This window comes from Streptomyces sp. NBC_01363, assembly GCF_026340595.1.
Classification (GTDB): Bacteria; Actinomycetota; Actinomycetes; order Streptomycetales; family Streptomycetaceae; genus Streptomyces.
Genome location: NZ_JAPEPF010000001.1, coordinates 1,012,459 through 1,028,787 on the forward strand (window position 1 = coordinate 1,012,459; position 16,329 = coordinate 1,028,787).

The 16,329-nt window shown below is 71.4% G+C and carries 18 protein-coding genes; 10 read left to right on the plus strand and 8 right to left on the minus strand.

What is annotated here, in order from left to right:
* Positions 1-9: 9 nt before the first annotated feature.
* Positions 10-1,194 (minus strand): HAMP domain-containing sensor histidine kinase, encoded by a 1,185-nt coding sequence (locus tag OG611_RS04720; RefSeq protein ID WP_266415814.1) that lies wholly within the window; start codon positions 1,192-1,194, stop codon positions 10-12.
* The gene (locus OG611_RS04725) at positions 1,191-1,979 is read right to left on the minus strand and encodes a response regulator transcription factor (RefSeq protein WP_266415816.1); all 789 of its coding nucleotides are present in this window, start codon (positions 1,977-1,979) and stop codon (positions 1,191-1,193) included. The genes OG611_RS04720 and OG611_RS04725 overlap by 4 nt, the downstream gene beginning before the upstream one ends.
* Before the next feature lie 127 nt (positions 1,980-2,106).
* Between OG611_RS04725 and OG611_RS04730 the strand changes: the two genes are divergently transcribed.
* The 4 genes from OG611_RS04730 to OG611_RS04745 are packed head-to-tail and all read left to right on the plus strand — an operon-like array spanning position 2,107 to position 5,682.
* The gene (locus OG611_RS04730) at positions 2,107-2,637 is read left to right on the plus strand and encodes a hypothetical protein (protein ID WP_266415818.1); all 531 of its coding nucleotides are present in this window, start codon (positions 2,107-2,109) and stop codon (positions 2,635-2,637) included.
* Positions 2,638-2,651: 14 nt separating this feature from the next.
* Entirely contained in the window at positions 2,652-3,692 is a 1,041-nt protein-coding gene (locus tag OG611_RS04735; protein WP_266415820.1) for an efflux RND transporter periplasmic adaptor subunit, read from the plus strand.
* A complete protein-coding gene (locus tag OG611_RS04740) occupies positions 3,689-4,450 on the plus strand; it encodes an ABC transporter ATP-binding protein (protein ID WP_266415822.1) in 762 nt (253 codons plus the stop codon). The genes OG611_RS04735 and OG611_RS04740 overlap by 4 nt, the downstream gene beginning before the upstream one ends.
* A complete protein-coding gene (locus tag OG611_RS04745) occupies positions 4,447-5,682 on the plus strand; it encodes an ABC transporter permease (RefSeq protein WP_266415824.1) in 1,236 nt (411 codons plus the stop codon). The genes OG611_RS04740 and OG611_RS04745 overlap by 4 nt, the downstream gene beginning before the upstream one ends.
* A 141-nt stretch (positions 5,683-5,823) precedes the next feature.
* Here OG611_RS04745 and OG611_RS04750 read toward each other — a convergent pair whose 3' ends face one another.
* The gene (locus OG611_RS04750; RefSeq protein ID WP_266415826.1) at positions 5,824-7,179 is read right to left on the minus strand and encodes a PAS domain-containing protein; all 1,356 of its coding nucleotides are present in this window, start codon (positions 7,177-7,179) and stop codon (positions 5,824-5,826) included.
* A gap of 359 nt (positions 7,180-7,538) precedes the next feature.
* Positions 7,539-8,165, minus strand: coding sequence for a pyridoxamine 5'-phosphate oxidase (pdxH, locus tag OG611_RS04755; protein ID WP_266425535.1), 627 nt, complete (start codon positions 8,163-8,165; stop codon positions 7,539-7,541).
* A 236-nt stretch (positions 8,166-8,401) separates the two neighbouring features.
* On the opposite strand from pdxH, the gene OG611_RS04760 reads away from it, so the two are divergent.
* A complete protein-coding gene (locus tag OG611_RS04760) occupies positions 8,402-9,511 on the plus strand; it encodes a citrate synthase 2 (RefSeq protein ID WP_266415828.1) in 1,110 nt (369 codons plus the stop codon).
* Between the two features lie 57 nt (positions 9,512-9,568).
* Here OG611_RS04760 and OG611_RS04765 read toward each other — a convergent pair whose 3' ends face one another.
* The gene (locus OG611_RS04765; protein ID WP_266415831.1) at positions 9,569-10,162 is read right to left on the minus strand and encodes a TetR/AcrR family transcriptional regulator; all 594 of its coding nucleotides are present in this window, start codon (positions 10,160-10,162) and stop codon (positions 9,569-9,571) included.
* Positions 10,150-10,887: an enoyl-CoA hydratase family protein gene (locus tag OG611_RS04770; RefSeq protein ID WP_266415833.1), complete on the minus strand. Its 738-nt coding sequence runs from the start codon at positions 10,885-10,887 to the stop codon at positions 10,150-10,152. Before OG611_RS04770 ends, OG611_RS04765 begins: the two co-directional genes overlap by 13 nt.
* 263 nt (positions 10,888-11,150) lie before the next feature.
* On the opposite strand from OG611_RS04770, the gene OG611_RS04775 reads away from it, so the two are divergent.
* Positions 11,151-11,711: a GNAT family N-acetyltransferase gene (locus OG611_RS04775; protein WP_266415835.1), complete on the plus strand. Its 561-nt coding sequence runs from the start codon at positions 11,151-11,153 to the stop codon at positions 11,709-11,711.
* Between the two features lie 169 nt (positions 11,712-11,880).
* Positions 11,881-12,540: a class I SAM-dependent methyltransferase gene (locus OG611_RS04780; protein ID WP_266415837.1), complete on the plus strand. Its 660-nt coding sequence runs from the start codon at positions 11,881-11,883 to the stop codon at positions 12,538-12,540.
* 227 nt (positions 12,541-12,767) lie between these two features.
* Here OG611_RS04780 and OG611_RS04785 read toward each other — a convergent pair whose 3' ends face one another.
* Positions 12,768-12,959 carry a DUF397 domain-containing protein gene (locus OG611_RS04785; protein WP_266415839.1) on the minus strand — a complete coding sequence of 64 codons (192 nt, stop codon included), beginning with the start codon at positions 12,957-12,959 and terminating at the stop codon, positions 12,768-12,770.
* Positions 12,946-13,833 carry a helix-turn-helix transcriptional regulator gene (locus OG611_RS04790; RefSeq protein WP_266415842.1) on the minus strand — a complete coding sequence of 296 codons (888 nt, stop codon included), beginning with the start codon at positions 13,831-13,833 and terminating at the stop codon, positions 12,946-12,948. Before OG611_RS04790 ends, OG611_RS04785 begins: the two co-directional genes overlap by 14 nt.
* Before the next feature lie 252 nt (positions 13,834-14,085).
* On the opposite strand from OG611_RS04790, the gene OG611_RS04795 reads away from it, so the two are divergent.
* The 3 genes from OG611_RS04795 (at position 14,086) to OG611_RS04805 (ending at position 16,319) form a co-directional block, all read left to right on the plus strand.
* Positions 14,086-14,511 (plus strand): ATP-binding protein, encoded by a 426-nt coding sequence (locus tag OG611_RS04795; RefSeq protein WP_266415844.1) that lies wholly within the window; start codon positions 14,086-14,088, stop codon positions 14,509-14,511.
* 93 nt (positions 14,512-14,604) lie between these two features.
* A complete protein-coding gene (locus OG611_RS04800; protein WP_266415846.1) occupies positions 14,605-15,144 on the plus strand; it encodes a class IV adenylate cyclase in 540 nt (179 codons plus the stop codon).
* 59 nt (positions 15,145-15,203) lie between these two features.
* Positions 15,204-16,319 (plus strand): radical SAM protein, encoded by a 1,116-nt coding sequence (locus OG611_RS04805; RefSeq protein ID WP_266415848.1) that lies wholly within the window; start codon positions 15,204-15,206, stop codon positions 16,317-16,319.
* Positions 16,320-16,329: the final 10 nt, after the last annotated feature.

A 16,329-nucleotide genomic window follows, 5' to 3' on the forward strand; every position in this document is an offset into this window, starting at 1 on the left:
CGCCCCCCGCTACGGGCACGTCGGCAGTACGGCCCGGACCGTCAGTCCGCCGCCCGGGTTCGCCGTCGCACTCGCCTCGCCGCCGTGCGCCCTCGCGATCGACGCCACGATGGAGAGCCCCAGGCCGGCCCCCTCACCGGGAGCGTGGCGGCGGGCCTGCGCCCGGCGGAACGGCTCGAACAGCAGGGGCACGGTCGCCGGGTCCACCACCGGCCCGGTGTTGGCGACCTCCAGACCGTCCGGCCCCACCCGGACCCGTACCGTCCCGCCGGGGTGGTTGTGGCGCAGCGCGTTGGCGACCAGGTTGTGCACGAGGTGGTCCAGCAGGACCGGGTCGCCCTCGACCGACAGCGGCCGGGCCTCCGCCTCGACGGTGATGGACCGTTCCTTCGCCTCCGCCTCCAGCGCCTCGGTCACCGTGGCCGCGGTCGCGTCCAGTTCGACCCGTTCGCGCCGCCGCAGGCCCTCGTCGGAGACCGCGAGGAGCAGCAGTCCCTCGATGAGCTGCTCGCTGTCGGCGGCGGTGTCGATGAGCTTGGCCCGGATCCAGGCGACCTTCTCGGGCGACGGGTCGTCGGCGAGGCCGATCTCGGCTGCGGCCCGCTGCACGGCGAGCGGGGTGCGCAGCTCGTGGGCGGCGTTGGCGGCGAACCGCTGCCGGGCGGCGACCAGCTCCTCGATCCGGTCGAGCATCCCGTCGAAGGTGTCGGCCAGTTCCTTGAGCTCGCCGGGCGGGGCCTTCAGCGCGAGGCGTTCGTGCAGGTTGCTGCCGGAGAGCCGGCGGGCGCGGGCGGTGATGACGCCGACCGGCCGCAGCACCCGGCCCGCCATCCACCAGGCGAGCGCGACGGAGAGCGCCGAGTAGACGGCGAGGGAGACCCCGGAGACCGTCAGCAGCTGGCTGAGCGCGGCGTCCCCGGCGGCGGTACTGACCCGCTGCGCCACCGCGTACTGCCCGGGTTGCATGACCACGGTCTGCGCCCAGTCCGACGACGGCAGCGCGGGCGCGGTGACCATGCCCGACCGGACGGCGGAGGCGGTGGCCCCGGCGGGGACCGCCGGGGCCACCGCGGTCAGCACACTGGCGTAGAGGCCCTCACTGACCAGCAGGTAGACCAGCCCCACCAGCAGGGCGCCGGCCAGCACCAGCAGTCCGCCGTACAGCGCGGTGAGCCGGGCGCGCTCGCTGCTCACCGGCCCTCCCCCGGCCGGTCCGCGGAGCCGTCGTCCGGCCGGTCCGCCGCCCCGTTCACCGGTCCGGCCGCGTCACCGCCCCCCGGTCCGCTCGCGGGGCCCTGGTTCCCCGGCCCGTCGGCGAGGCCGTCCCCGATGCGGTAGCCGGCCCCCGGGACCGTCTCGATCACCGGGGGCGCGCCCAGTTTGGCGCGGAGCTTGGACAGCGTGACCCGGACCGCGTTGGTGCGGTAGCTGGTGTCCTCCTCCCACACCTCCTCGATCAGGTCGTCGCCGCTGACGACCGCGCCCTCAGCCCGCAGCAGGGTCTCCAGCACGGCGAACTCCTTGCGGGAGAGCGAGAGGTAGCGGCCGTCGCGGCAGACCTGGCGGCGGGCGGTGTCGAGCGTCAGCCCGGCCCGTTCCAGGACCGGCGGGAGAGCGGGGCGGGCACGGCGGCCGAGCGCCAGGACCCGGGCGAGGAGTTCGTCGTACGCGAACGGCTTGGTCAGGTAGTCGTCGGCGCCGAGCCCGAGGCCGGCCACCCGGTCCCGTACCGTCCCGGACGCGGTGAGCATCAGGATCCGGGTCAGCAGGCGCATGCCCACGACCCGCCGGCACACCTCGTCGCCGTGCAGCCCCGGCAGATCGCGGTCGAGGATCATCACGTCGTACGCGCCGAACCGAAGCCGGTCCAGCGCCGCCAGGCCGTCGGGGGCGATGTCCACCGCGACGGCGTCGCGGCGCAGCCCCTCGGCGATCATCCCGGCCAGGAATTCCTCGTCCTCCACCACCAGCACACGCATGGGTTCTGTTTAACCGAAAGCGATGTTTCGCCGGTGTAAGCATCCGGGCTGAGAGAAACGAAACCGCGTCCTCGCACACGCTCGGGCCGTACGCACCCGGCCTGTCAGCAACGGACGAGGAGCCCTCATGAACCCGACCATTTCCCGCCGGACCACCTCCCGCGCACAAAGTCGCGGCGTCGCCGCCGCCTGCCTGATCGCCGCCACCGTCGTCCTGTCGGCCACCGCCTGCTCGGGCGACGGCGGCGGAAGCGGAACCAAGAGCGGCGGATCTGCTTCGGACAACAGGAAGACGGAGGAGGACCAGGCCCTGGAGCACCGCAAATGCCTGCGGGAGCAGGGTCTGGACGTCCCGGAGCCGAAGCCGGGCGAGAACGGCCGCGGAATAACCGTCGGCGGCGGCGGCAAGAGCAAGAAGGAGATGGAGAAGGCGTTCAAGGCCTGCCAGGACAAGGCGGTCGGCGGCGGGCCCAAGGAGCTCACCCAGGCCGAGAAGGACAAGGCGGTCGCCTTCGCCCGGTGCATGCGCAAGAACGGCTTCGACATGCCCGACCCGAAGTTCGACGGCGGGGCCATGCAGGCGGCGCCCGCGATGAAGCCGAAGGACATGAAGAAGTTCGAGAAGGCCAACGCGGCGTGCGAAAGCGTCGGGCGGTGAGGCGCGGACGGGCCTTGGCGGCCGCTGCGGCGGTGCTCGCCGTGACGGCCGGGTCACTGGCTCTCACCCGGTTCGGCTCCGCCGAGGAGACGGGCGGCCCGAAGAACACCGGGCTGCCCCCCGCCACCGCCGCGGTCGAGCGCGGCGACCTGCGCGACAGCGCCCAGGCGGACGGGACGCTCGGCTACGACAAACAGCGCAAGGTCAACGCGGGTGCGGCGGGCACCATGACCTGGACCCCGCGCACCGGCTCGACCGTCAAGCGGAACGAGCGTCTGTACGAGGTCGACGGCCGGGCGGTGTGGCTGATGTACGGCTCGGGGCCGATGTACCGGACGCTGAAGCCGGGCGACCGGGGCCGGGACGTGGAGCAGCTGGAGCGCAATCTCGCGGAGCTCGGCTACACCGGCTTCACCCCGGACGACGAGTACACCGAGCTGACCGCGGCCGCCGTCAAGCGCTGGCAGGAGTCCCACGACAGCAAGCGGACCGGAACGGTGGGGCCGCAGGACATCGCCTTCGCCCCGGGGGAGGTCCGGATCAAGAACGTCGAGGCGGCCGTCGGCGAACTGGCCCAGCCCGGCGCTCCGGTCCTCACCACGACCGGCTCCGAGCGCATCGTGACCTTCGAGCTCGACGTCGCCGAGAGCCAGCTCGCCAAGGCGGGCACCAAGGTCACCGTCGATCTGCCGGACGGCAGCAACGCGGCCGGGGCGGTCTCCTCGGTCGGCCGGACGGCGAAGCCCGGCAACGACCCGCAGGACGACAGCCCCAAGGTCGCCCTGACCGTCTCCTTCGACAAGCCGGCGGAGGTCGGCGGCTTCGACCAGTCGCCGGTCACGGTGAACCTGACCGGCGAGCTGCACAAGGACGTCCTCAGCGTCCCGGTGAACGCGCTGCTCGCGCTGCCCGGCGGCGGCTTCGGCCTCCAGGTCGTCCAGGACGGCACGGTCCGCGATGTGAAGGTCGAGCTCGGCATGTTCGCCGAGGGCCGGGTCGAGGTGTCCGGCGGCGGGCTGCGCGAGGGCATGAAGGTCGGGGTGCCGAAGATATGAGCACGGTCGTCGGCCTCAGGGGCGTCACCAAGGAGTACCCGGGCCCGGTCGCCGCCCTGCGCGGGGTGGACCTCACCGTCGAGGAGGGCGAACTCCTCGGCATCGTCGGCCCGTCCGGCTCCGGCAAGTCCACGCTGCTGCACATCATCGGCACCCTGGACCGCCCCACCGCCGGGTCCGTCCACATCGCCGGGCACGACGTGGCGGCGCTCTCCGACCGCAGGCTCTCCGCACTGCGTGCCCAGCACGTCGGCTTCGTCTTCCAGGCGTTCCACCTGGTGCCGGGCGTCAGCGCCCGCGACAACGTCGCCGAGGGCCTGCTGTACTCGGGCCTGTCCCGTGCCGTACGCCGCCGCAGGGCCGCCGACGCGCTGGAGCGGGTCGGGCTCGCCGACCGCCTCGACCACAAGCCGCACCAGCTCTCCGGCGGACAGAAACAGCGGGTCGCCATCGCGCGGGCCGTCGTGGGGGAACCCGCGCTGCTGCTCGCCGACGAACCGACCGGGGCGCTCGACTCGGCGTCCGGGGAAGCGGTGATGAAGCTGCTGCGCGACCTCAACCGGGAGGGCGCCACCATCGCGGTCATCACGCACGACACCGAGATCGCCCAGGACCTGCCGCGCGAGGTGCGCATCCGGGACGGCCAGGTGGTCGCGGACGTACGCAATCCGTCCACGGACGTACCCGATCCATCCACGGATGTGTGCGATGGATCCGGGAACGGCCGCTCCCCCGCCGCGACGGGGGCGGACCAGTGAGGGCGCGGCGCGCGGACCGCGAGGCCGACGGCCGGGGCCGGGGGCGGCTGAAAGCGGCCCGGCTCCGCCCCCGGGACGTGCTGCACGTCGGCTCGGCGGGGCTGCGCAGCCGGCCGATGCGGGTCGTGCTCTCCGCCCTGGGCATCGCCATCGGCATCGCGACGATGATCTCGGTGGTGGGCATCTCCGCCTCCAGCCAGGCCCAACTGCTCCGGGAGCTGGACAAGCTGGGCACCAACCTGCTCGTGGCCTCCCCCGGCGATTCGATGTTCGCCGGGCAGGACGTCGAGCTGCCCGAGGACGCGGTCGGGATGGTGGGCCGCATCAAGGGCGTCCAGGAGGTGGGCGCGACCGCCGACCTCGACGCGACCGCACGCCGCAACGAGAAGATCGACAAGGACGATACGGGCGGGATCACCGTCAAGGCGACCACCGGCGACCTGCTGCGGGTGCTGCGCGGCGAGGTCCGCAGCGGCAGCTGGCTCAACAGCGCGACCGGACGCTACCCCTCCGTCGTGCTCGGCCATGTCTCCGCGGAGCGTCTCGGCATCACCGCTCCGGGCCGGCAGGTGTGGCTGGGCGACCGGTACTTCACCGTGGTCGGCATCCTCGCCCCGCTGCCGCTCGCGCCGGAGATCGAACGCTCCGCCCTGGTCGGCTGGGAGGGTGCGAAGCGCCTGCTGGGCTTCGAGGGCCACCCGACGTCGGTGTACGAGCGCTCGGCCGACGCGGCGGTGCAGGACGTGCGCAAGGTCATGGCGGCGACGGTCGACCCGCAGAACCCGCAGAACGTGAAGGTCACCGACCCGTCGTCGGCGCTCCGGGCGAAGGCGGCGACCGAGGGGGCGTTCAGCAGCCTGCTGCTGGGACTGGGCGGCATCGCGCTGCTCGTCGGCGGCGTCGGGGTCGCCAACACCATGATCATCTCGGTACTGGAGCGGCGGTACGAGATCGGCCTGCGCCGCTCGCTCGGCGCGACCCGGGGCCAGATCCGCATCCAGTTCGTCACGGAGTCGCTGATGCTCTCCGGTCTGGGCGGCCTGGCGGGCGTGGCGCTCGGTGCGGCGGCGACCGGGGTGTACGCGTACTCCGGCGGGCTGCCCTGGGTGGTGCCGCCGTGGGCGGTCGGCGGTGGCTTCGGCGCGACGCTGGTGATCGGCACGATCGCGGGCCTCTACCCGGCGGTGCGGGCGTCCCGCCTCTCACCGACGCTGGCACTGCACGCGGCGTGAGGCCGGGCCCGGCGGGGGTCGGTGCCGGGCTCCGGCGGGGGTCGGTGCCGGGCTCCGGCGGGGGTCGGTTCCGGGGTCCGGCGGGGGTCGGTGCCGGGCTCCGCGACGGGGCCCGGCGCACCCCTGGCCGGACCGCGTCGCCTACGGCCGCTTCGTCACCTGCGCCAGGTCGACCGCCCCCGCGACCCGGGCCGCCACCGTCTCCGCGTACGCCGCGTCGGGGCGCTCGAAGGCGGTGCGGTGGGCCGAGCGCAGGAAGGTCACCACGCCCAGCGTGCGCCCCCTGCTCCGCAGTACCGCACACAGCGCGTGCGCGGAATCACCCGGCCACTGCCGCTCGGCCGCCCACACCCCGGCCCCGGGCCCGACCCCCGCACTGGCCCTCACCGAACCCGTCCGGTCCACCGCCTGGAGCGCCGGGTGCCCCGCCGCGTACCGCAGCGGAATGGAGCCGCCGGCCACCGGCAGGCACGGACCCGGCTCACCGGCGGGGGTCGCCGCCACCCGCACCAGCCCCTCCCCCGCCACCAGATCGACCAGCGCATGGTCCGCGAAGCCCGCGAGCGCGTAGTCCAGACAGGACGTCGCCGCCTCCATCGGGTCCTCGCACTCGGACGCCGACCGCGAGGCCCGGTGCAGCTGGTTCGAGCGGAACCGCACCCGGTCCGCCTCCTGCGCCGCCAGCCGCTCCACCGTCACGTCCTGGAACAGCCAGCCGACCCCCAGCGGGACCGGCTCCTCGGCGAGCGGCGACGCCAGCTGCAGAAATCCGCTGCGCCAGCAGCGCCGCCGGTCCCCCTCCGCCGTCCGCAGCGTCACCCACAACTCGGCGGGCGCCGGTGGTGCGCCCTCGGCGAGCACGTGCTGCAAGGCGCCCTCCAGATCCTCGACGCCCTGCACGATCAACTCCCCCAGCGGGCGCCCCAGCATCGTCTTGCGACCGCCGCCCAGCGCCCGTGCCGCGTGCGCGTTGACGACCGTCGGCCGCAGATCCGCGTCGACCAGCACCACACCCCAGGACGCGTCCTGGAACAACGCCTCGCTCAGCGCGATCGACCGCTCCAGATCGATCTGCGCATGCGCCTCGCTGAACGCGCAGTACACCCCGGCCGGTCTGCCGTCCGCGCCCCGGACCCCGGCCGACTGGGTCCGTACGAGCACCCGTCCGCCGTCCTTGCGCAGCAGTGCGAACTCGTGGACGCGGCGGCCCGGTCCGTCCATGGCCGCCATCAGCCGCTCCCGCACCTCGCCCGCGTCCGCCCGCAGCACCGCCCACCCGGCGAACCCGGACCGCCCCACGGCCTCCTCGGCGGACCAGCCCAGAATCCGCTCGGCCTCGCGGTTCCAGTGGGTGATCCTGCCGCCCGCGTCGAAGGCGCAGAGCGCGGCGTCCATCCCGTCGAGCAACGCGGCGAGCAACTCGGCCCCGGACCCGGCCTTCGGCCCCTCGTCGGGCCCGAGCGCCTCGGTCGTTCCACCGCTTGTGGACGCACTCACCCCATACCCCCCGCAGGACGCATCCGGCATTTCCGCACGTCAGACCATTGAACTCGAACGTCACCCGGCACACACCGACTTCCCGGAAATCGGCCGCCGCATTAATTCGCTTGTGCGGCGCCGGGGACGTTCCTAGGCTGCTGCTACACGCGAAAGGAGGTGTTCCAGAAGTGATTTCTTCTCGGACTCGTGAGGTGGCTGCGGGCTGACGCCCGTTGTCGCGCACTTTGCAGTGCAGGCCGGTCATCGGCCAATCCCAAGCAGTCACCGACCCGCAGGCTCGCCGGTAAGTCCGGCCGGCTCCTCCGCAAGGAGGGACCAGAGCCTGCGGGTCTCTGCATGTCCGGGCGGGTCAGCCCTCAGGGGCACAGGCGCTCGACGCGCCACTGCTCGCCCTCGCGTACGTACCTCAGCCGGTCGTGCAGCCGGTTCTCGTGGCCCTGCCAGAACTCGATCGTGTCGGGGACGACGCGGAAGCCGCCCCAGTGCGGGGGCGCGGGAACGTGTTCGCCCTCGGGGTAGCGGGCCGCCAATTCCTCGTAGCGGGCGAGCAGCTCGTCGCGGGAGCCGATCACCGTCGACTGGGGGCTCGCCCAGGCGCCGAGCTGGGAGCCGTGCGGGCGGGTGCGGAAGTAGGCGACCGTCTCGTCGCGGCCGATCCGGTCCGCCCTGCCGGTGACGATGACCTGGCGGGCCATCGGGTGCCAGGGGAAGAGCAGTGAGACGTACGGGTTGGCGCTCAGTTCACGGCCCTTGCGGGACTCGTAGTTGGTGAAGAAGACGAAGCCGCGCGCGTCGTACTTCTTCAGCAGCACGGTGCGCGAGGACGGCCGGCCCTCGGGGGTGGCGGTGGAGACCACCATGGCGTTGGGCTCGTGGAGCAGCCCGCCGACGGCGACCTGCCGGAACCAGTGGGCGAACTGCTGCATCGGGTCGGCGGCCAGCGTGTCCTCGGTGAAGCCCTCGGAGCGGTACTGCTCGCGCATGGCGGCCGGATCGGTGGTGGAATCGGAGGGGGAGTCTGCGGTGGGCACGGGGTCATCCTGCCGCAGCGGTCGAGCGGGCCCGGCGAGGAGGGGTGGCGAGCGATCCGGGCGGCGTCGCGGCGGCGTCGATCCGGGGGGCTGTGCCGGATGTCACGCTTCCCCGCGTCGGGGGAACCCGCCAGTATCTTGAGCAGGCCACTGTGGCCTCCGCAGAGCCGTCGACCGAGGGAGCCGCCATGTCCGACTTCGTACCGGGACTAGAGGGAGTCGTCGCGTTCGAGACGGAGATCGCCGAACCGGACAAGGAAGGCGGTGCGCTCCGTTACCGGGGTGTCGACATCGAGGATCTCGTCGGCCATGTGTCGTTCGGCAACGTCTGGGGCCTGCTGGTCGACGGGGCGTTCAACCCCGGACTGCCGCCGGCCGAGCCGTTCCCGATCCCGGTGCACTCCGGGGACATCCGGGTCGATGTGCAGTCCGCGCTGGCGATGCTCGCGCCGGTGTGGGGTCTGAAGCCGCTGCTCGACATCGACGAGGAGACGGCGCGCAACGATCTGGCGCGGGCCGCCGTGATGGCACTGTCGTACGTCGCCCAGTCGGCGCGCGGGCAGGGGCTGCCGATGGTCCCGCAGAGCGAGATCGACAAGGCGCAGTCGGTGGTCGAGCGGTTCATGATCCGCTGGCGGGGCGAGCCGGACCCCAAGCATGTGAAGGCCGTCGACGCGTACTGGACCTCGGCCGCCGAGCACGGCATGAACGCCTCGACGTTCACCGCCCGCGTCATCGCGTCGACCGGCGCCGATGTGGCGGCGGCGCTGTCGGGCGCGGTGGGTGCGATGTCGGGGCCGCTGCACGGTGGTGCGCCGTCCCGGGTGCTCGGCATGATCGAGGAGATCGAGCGGACCGGTGACGCCACCGCGTACGTGAAGAAGGCCCTGGACAAGGGCGAGCGTCTGATGGGCTTCGGGCACCGGGTCTACCGGGCGGAGGACCCGCGGGCACGCGTGCTGCGGCGTACGGCGAAGGAGCTGGGCGCGCCGCGCTTCGAGGTGGCGCAGGCTCTGGAGAAGGCGGCGTTGGAGGAGTTGCACGCGCGCCGCCCGGACCGGGTGCTGGCGACGAACGTGGAGTTCTGGGCGGCGATCATGCTGGACTTCGCGGAGGTCCCGGCGCACATGTTCACGTCGATGTTCACCTGCGCGCGTACGGCGGGCTGGTCGGCGCACATCCTGGAGCAGAAGCGGACGGGGCGGCTGGTGCGTCCTTCGGCGCGGTACGTGGGTCCGGGTCCGCGCGATCCCCGGGAGATCGAGGGGTACGACCAGCTCGCGGATCTGGGGAACTGAGCGCCGGACCGGGCGGGGCGGGGCGTTGTCCGGTCCTGCCCGGCCGGTCCGCCGCGGTCAGTCGAGTACGTCGTCCAGCAGCGACGCCCACTGCGCCACGACCCTCCGCCGCCGGGCCGTGTCGTCGGTGAGGACGTTGGCGAGGCCCAGACCGCGGGCCATGTCGAGAAGGCCCTGGACGGTTTCGCGTACGCCGGGCTTCGTCTCGTCGGCGGTGAGGAGTTCGACGGCGATGCGGTGGGTCTCGCGGCCGACGCGGGCTTCGAGTTCGGTGACGCGGGGGCGGAGTTGTGCCTCGTTGGAGGCGGCCACCCAGAGTTGGAGCGCGGCGCGGAAGAGCGGGCCGGTGTAGAGGTCGACGAGGGCGGCGACGACGGCCGCGCGGCCCTGGACGGGCAGGGCGCGCAGGGCGGCGGAGCGTTCCTCGGCGACGTATTCGACGGCTGCGGTGAACAGGTCCTCGCGGGTGGGGAAATGGTGCTGGGCGGCGCCGCGCGAGACGCCCGCGCGTTCGGCGACGACGGAGACCGTGGAGCCCGCCCAGCCGTGTTCGGCGAGACAGGCGACGGCGGCTTCGAGGAGTCGGCGGCGGGTTGCGCGGCTGCGGTCCTGCTTGGGGGTCCGGTCGGTGGGGGGCGTCACAACTCCCATGCGGGGTCCCGTCGTTCGAGGAAGGCCGTCATTCCTTCCCGGGCCTCGGCGGAGGCGAAGAGGGCCGCCGAGCGGGCGATGAGGTCTTCGGCGTGCTGGTCGAAGCTTTCGAGCACAGTAGCCGTGACCAGCTTCTTCGATGCCGCCAGCCCCTGGGGTGACGCCTTGCGCAGCCCGTCCAGGACGGGGGCGAGGCCCTTGTCCACCTCCTCGGCGGCGAGTGTGATCAGGCCGATGCGGGCGGCCTCGGTCGCGTCGAAGCGTTCTCCGGTGAGGTAGTAGCGGGCGGCGGCCCGGGGGTCGATGCGGGGCAGCAGGGGCAGGGAGATGACGGCGGGGGCAAGGCCCAGGCGGGATTCGGTGAGGGCGAAGGTGGCTCCGGGGCCGGCCGCGGAGATGTCGCAGGCGCCGAGCAGGCCGAGGCCGCCCGCCCGTACGTGGCCGGTGACCCGGGCGACGACGGGTTTGGGCAGGGCGACGATCTGCCGCATCAGGGCGACGAAGGCGGCGGGGTCGGGCGGTCCGGTCAGGTCGGCGCCGGCGCAGAAGGTGTTGCCGGTGTGGGTGAGGACGACGGCTCGTACGGTGTCGTCGGCCGCGCAGTCGTCCAGGGCGGTGGTGAGCTCGCCGACCAGGGCGGCGGAGAGTGCGTTGCGGTTGGCGGGCGAGTCGAGGGTGAGGGTGGTGATGCCCCGGTCGTGGGCGGGTGGGGCGAGCCGGCTCATCGGTCACTCTCCTTGCTGCGGGGACGTCGTGTCGAGCGTGGCAGCGGGAGCAAGAACAATCAAGCACGCTTGCATGATTACCCCTGTCGTCGTACCTTCCGGCGCCTCGCAAGCGCGACCGGGGATTCCGCACGCCCGCCTGCCTGCTCCAGGGCCTCCCGGAATCGTTCTTCGGGTCGCCTAGGCCGTGGTGGGGCGCCTCGCGGCCCCTCCGAGATCGCTCTCTGTGGTGGGCGGCTCCGGGCGGCGTCCCCCGGAATCCGATGGTGCGAAGCGGCTTCGACATCGAGGATCGTCGGATGCATGAGGTGAAACTGTCCGACGGGACCATCACTCTGTCGCCACTGCGCCTGGACGATGTGGAGGCGCATCTCGCGGGGGAGGATGAACTGCTGGTTCGCTGTCTCAACGGCGGCCCCGGCACGCGCGAGGGCGTTGAAGCGTACTTCCGGCACTGTTGGGAGCAGTGGGGCACTGGCGGGCCGCTCCGCGCTTTCGGCATCCGGGTGAGCCCCGACGAGACGCTGGCGGGAACGGTCGACCTACGGTTCGCGAAAGAGGGCCTGGCCCCCGGCCAGGTGAATGTCGCCTACGGCCTCTACCCCTCCTGGAGGGGGCGGGGCCTGGCTACCCGCGCGGTCCTGTTGGCTTCGCACTACGCGGCCACCGAGGGTGGCGAGGAGGCGGTGATCCAGGTCGATCCGGAGAATCGCGCATCCGCCGCAGTCGCGCGGCGGGCAGGGTTCAGCCCCGGCGAGCAGCCGCCCGGCAACGGCGGCGCACGGTTCGACTGGTACATCCGGGACCTGCGCGACGATCCGTAGTGACAACCAGCGGTTACGGGCCAGCCCCCGGCCGGCGGATCCTCACCGCCGGTGGGGTCGAAGCGGCTCCGGCGCGGGTCGTGCGGCGGCACGTGTACGACGCCGTACCGCATGTTCCCGGCCGGCTCCCCGAAGTCAGGCGCTGCGGGGCTTCGTTACAGTCGCCCGCATGCCTGACGTCTCCTACCTCGCCGCTGTCCGGAAGTCGTACGACACTGTCGCCTCCGCCTACTTCGAACGGGTCAAGTCCCCGGCGGAGTTGGATCCGCTGTCGCGGGGGATGCTGGACGTCTTCGCGGAGACGGTGCGAACGGCCGGTCTCGGGCCCGTCGCCGACCTGGGGTGCGGCCCCGGAAGGGTCACGGCCCACCTCGCCGAACGGAACGTGCCCGCGTTCGGCATGGACCTGTCGCCCGCCATGATCGAGCTGGCCCGTGACGCCCACCCCGATCTGTCCTTCGGCGTCGGCTCGATGACCTCGCTCCCGATCGCGGACGACGCCCTCGGAGGCGTCCTCGCGTACTACTCCACCCACCACACGCCGCCGGAGCTGCTGCCGGTGGTGTTCGGCGAGTTCCACCGGACCCTCGTGCCCGGAGGCCATGTGATGCTGGCCGGGCACGTGGGGGTCGGCCAGCATCTGCGTCCCACGCAGGCGTACGGCGGCCTTCCGGTGTCCTACGAGTCCTACCTGCTGCCGACCGACCGGCTCGCCGAGCTCCTGAAGCAGGCCGGGTTCGTCCTCACCGCACGGCTGGTGGAGGAGCCCGGTGAAGGGGCCGAGAGGTCCTTCGCCACCTTCCTCGCCCGCAAGCCCGAGCGGCCTTGAGACCCGGGGGCCTTGAGGGACGTGCCCCACCCAGTCAGGCGTCCGGTCTCTTGCCAGCCAGGGCTTCGCTAAGGCCGAGCGCTTCCTCACTTCACGAGCATTGCCTGCGCCTGCGGCGGTTCACCGCCTGCTCACAGCAACGCCCCTGCACGGCCGTCTTCGGCTGTACGGAGGCGCGTTGGCGTTTCGCGGAGCAGTTGCCCCGCCCGCATCGCCACGGGCAGGTCCTACAACGCGCCCTCGGCCACGCTTCCGATAAAGGTCTGCCACCCCTCGGAAGCACAGGTCAGAACCGGCCCCGCCTGCTCCTTGCTGTCTCGCACGGCGACCGCGCCGCCAAGGTGTGCCACCTCGACGCACTGAACCTCTCCGTTGCTGTAGCTCGACTTGAACCAGTCGGCGTTCTCAACCTTTTTCATAGCTCCCAGCCACCTCAGAAATCAGGCGCCGCGACGCCTGCTCGTCCAGCGATGCTTTCCAGATATCGGCGAAGGCCGCGTCGTACTGCTGCACCTCCCGTTCCTTGTCCAGGAACAGGCCACCGGTGTATCCGTCCGCGTAGACGGTCGGCGGTTCGGTGTCGATCCCGTCACCGGTCCGCGGGAACCGGAGGATCACGAACGGACCGGTGACCATTCCTGAGTGCATACCAGCAGCGAACGGCGTGACGCGAATCGAGATGTTCGGCAGCCCCGCGACATAGACCAGATGGGCAAGTTGCTGTGCCATCGCCTCGGGGCCTCCGACGGGACGCCGTAGCACCGACTCGTCCAGCGCAACACGCAACGTCGGCGGGTCCATGGCTCGGGTCAGGCGTGATTGTCGCTCCATGCGCAGGCGCAGGCGTCCATCGAGGTCCGCTTCACTGATCCCCCAGATGTGCGTACGAATGATTTCGCGCGCGTAGCCCTCGGTCTGGAACTGCCCAGGAACGAGGTCGGTCTCGTACACCGCCAGATTGTCCGCAGCCTCTTCCAATCCGGCGAAGACGTTGAATCCCTCCGGGATCGAATCGCCGTACGCCTGCCACCACCCACGCGCCTTGGTCTCCTTCGCCAGACCCATCAGCGCCTCGGTGAGGTCCGGCGGAGCGCCGTACACCAGGCACATCGCTTGAACGTCGAGGCTCCGCAGCGCGGTCTGTCCGGTCTCGATGCGCCACATCTTCGCCTCGGACCATTCAAGTTTCTTCGCTGCCGCACGGACCGTCAGATGAGCCCGATTGCGCAGATCCCTGAGATTTCGCCCCAGTTGACGACGCGGCACGGTCGATCCGGCCTGACCCTCAGCCATCTTCACCCTTCCCGAAGAACTCAATATGAGGGACTTCCACCCCTCGCGATGAAAGCAGTCCGACGCTCACTTCGCAGCACAAGACATCAGTTCGATGATTTAAGAGCGGTACAGCGCTATGAAGTCTTGCATGTTGCGCACTGCGCCGTGCAGCCTTGAAACCACTCTCCGTGAGCGATCAATCCGCCATGTAGCCGTGCCTACCGGAGCAAAACACCTTCCACACAAGGCACTTGTCCATGAGGAACATGCATGATCGACCTTCCGCAGGCCCCGCCGTCCACCCTGCCGCTGGCGAGCGAACCGCAATCGGTGCGCCGTGCCCGTGACTTCGTCCGCGAGTTCATCGACCATCACGCTCCAGGCATCCCGGATCCGCACATCGACGCTGTCGTCCTGGTGACCAGCGAACTCGTCACCAATGCCTACCGGTACGGCACCGAGCCGGGTGACAAGATCCGCGTCGTTCTTGACACCGAGGGCGAGCGAACCCGCATCGAGGTGCACGATCCCGTACGCCGTATGCCCCGCCACCAGTTCGCGTCCGCCGAGCGCGACCACGAACGCAATCGCGGACGCGGCCTGGTCATCCTCGACGCGCTGTGCCCGGGGCTGTGGGGGTCCGGGGACCGGCCCCTCGGCAAGTTCGTCTGGGCGGAGATCCCGCGGTCAGGCTGACCATCCGACCGGCCCCGCCGGACAAGGCGACCCAGAGTCGTTGAACGTGCAGATCCAACTGCCGCCATTCGAAGGAAGCAAGGAGTCAGCCCTGTGACAGACATCGAGTACGAGGCGAAAGTCCTCGGTATCGACCCCGCGGACATCGCCCGACGGATCCTCGCCGCCGGAGGGGCCGAGGCGGTCCCGGCGCGCGTCATGCGGCGGTACGTGTACGACACCGTGCCGCCCGTTCCCGGCCGGTGGGTGCGCCTGCGGGACACGGGAGACACGGTCACCCTGTGCGTCAAGGAGATCAGCACCGACGCCGTCGACGGGACCCGCGAGACCGAGGTCACGGTCGACGACTTCGCCGAGACCGCCACCCTGCTCCGGCTCGCCGGGCTGACCCCGCGCGGCTATCAGGAGAACCGCCGCACCTCCTACACGCTCGGGGCGGTCCGCATGGAGGTCGACGAGTGGCCGCGCATCCCGCCCTATCTGGAGATCGAGGCCGACGACGAAGCGCAGGTGTGGGAAGCAGCCGCCGCCCTCGGCCTCGACCGCGACGGCCTCACCTCGATCAACACCATGAAGGTCTACGGCTTGTACGGCATCGACCTCGAAAGGATCGCCGACCTGCGGTTCGAGTAGGCCGACACCCGCACCCGTCGGCCGGGACTCCCGCCCCGGCCGGACCGAGAGGGACCAACGTGCACAACCTGTCCAACCTGCCGGTCGAAGTGCGGCCGGACCGGACCTTACGCGTGAAGATCATCGATGCGTGCGGCCTCGCCTGTTCCTTCTGCCACAACGAAGGGACGCCCGTGACGGCCGACAACATGCACCGTCCCGCCGGTCAGTTCACCGGCAGCTCAGGCCGTTCCGGGCGCGTCTCCATCTACCTGCGCACCAACGGCGCCGACTTCTTGCCGGCTCGGATCGCCGCCGACGCCGACTTCGCCCTCGCGCTCGCCGCCGTACGCGGCGCACTGCCGACCTCAGAAGTCCACCTCACCGGCGGAGAACCCACCCTTCACCCGGACCTGCCCGGCCTCATCACCATTGCCCGCCGTCTGGGTCTCACCGTGGGACTCACCTCGAACGGCGAAGCCGGAGCCGCAGTACTGCCCGCTGCCGCGGCCGCCGGCCTCGACCGCATCAACCTGTCCGTCTTCGGAACCACGCCCGAAGAACTCGCCGCCGTGCAGGGGCCTCGCCTCGCCTCCCCGAAGCTCGCCGAGCGTAAGCTTGCCGCCCTCGACGCCACGATCGAGGCTGCGACCGCGCACGGGGTAAAGGTGTCCGCGAACATCGTGATCCCCGACCGCAGTCACGTGGACCGCGTGCTTCGGATCATCGAGCGGCACGGCCGCGCCGTCGTCGTGCGCATGCTCGTGTCACTGGAGGACGGCGGTGCGTCACTCGACGCGATGCAAGCTGTCGTTGATCACGTCGGCGCCGTACCGGTCCGCCGCATCGTCACAGCCGGGGCATCCGATCAGCGCGTGCGTTATGTCCTCCCGGACGGACGCACGCTGTACGCCAAGAGCATCCGCCCCGTGCGCCTCCCCGAGACATGCATCGGCTGTCGGTTCAACAATGACCAGGACTGCCAGGAGGGCTATTACGGGGTCCGGCTGTACCGGGCCACGGACGGACCTTTCATGATCGGGGTGTGCATCCAGCGCATGGATCTGTGCATGAGCCTCGGCGAATTCGTCATGAGCCAGCGGTGCCGCGAGGTGGCCGCGTTCCGCGACGACGAGACCGCGCGTCTCACAAGACTGCACGCCACGGCGTCGCGGGCCGCGCAGGACTGCCCTTGAGTCCTGCATG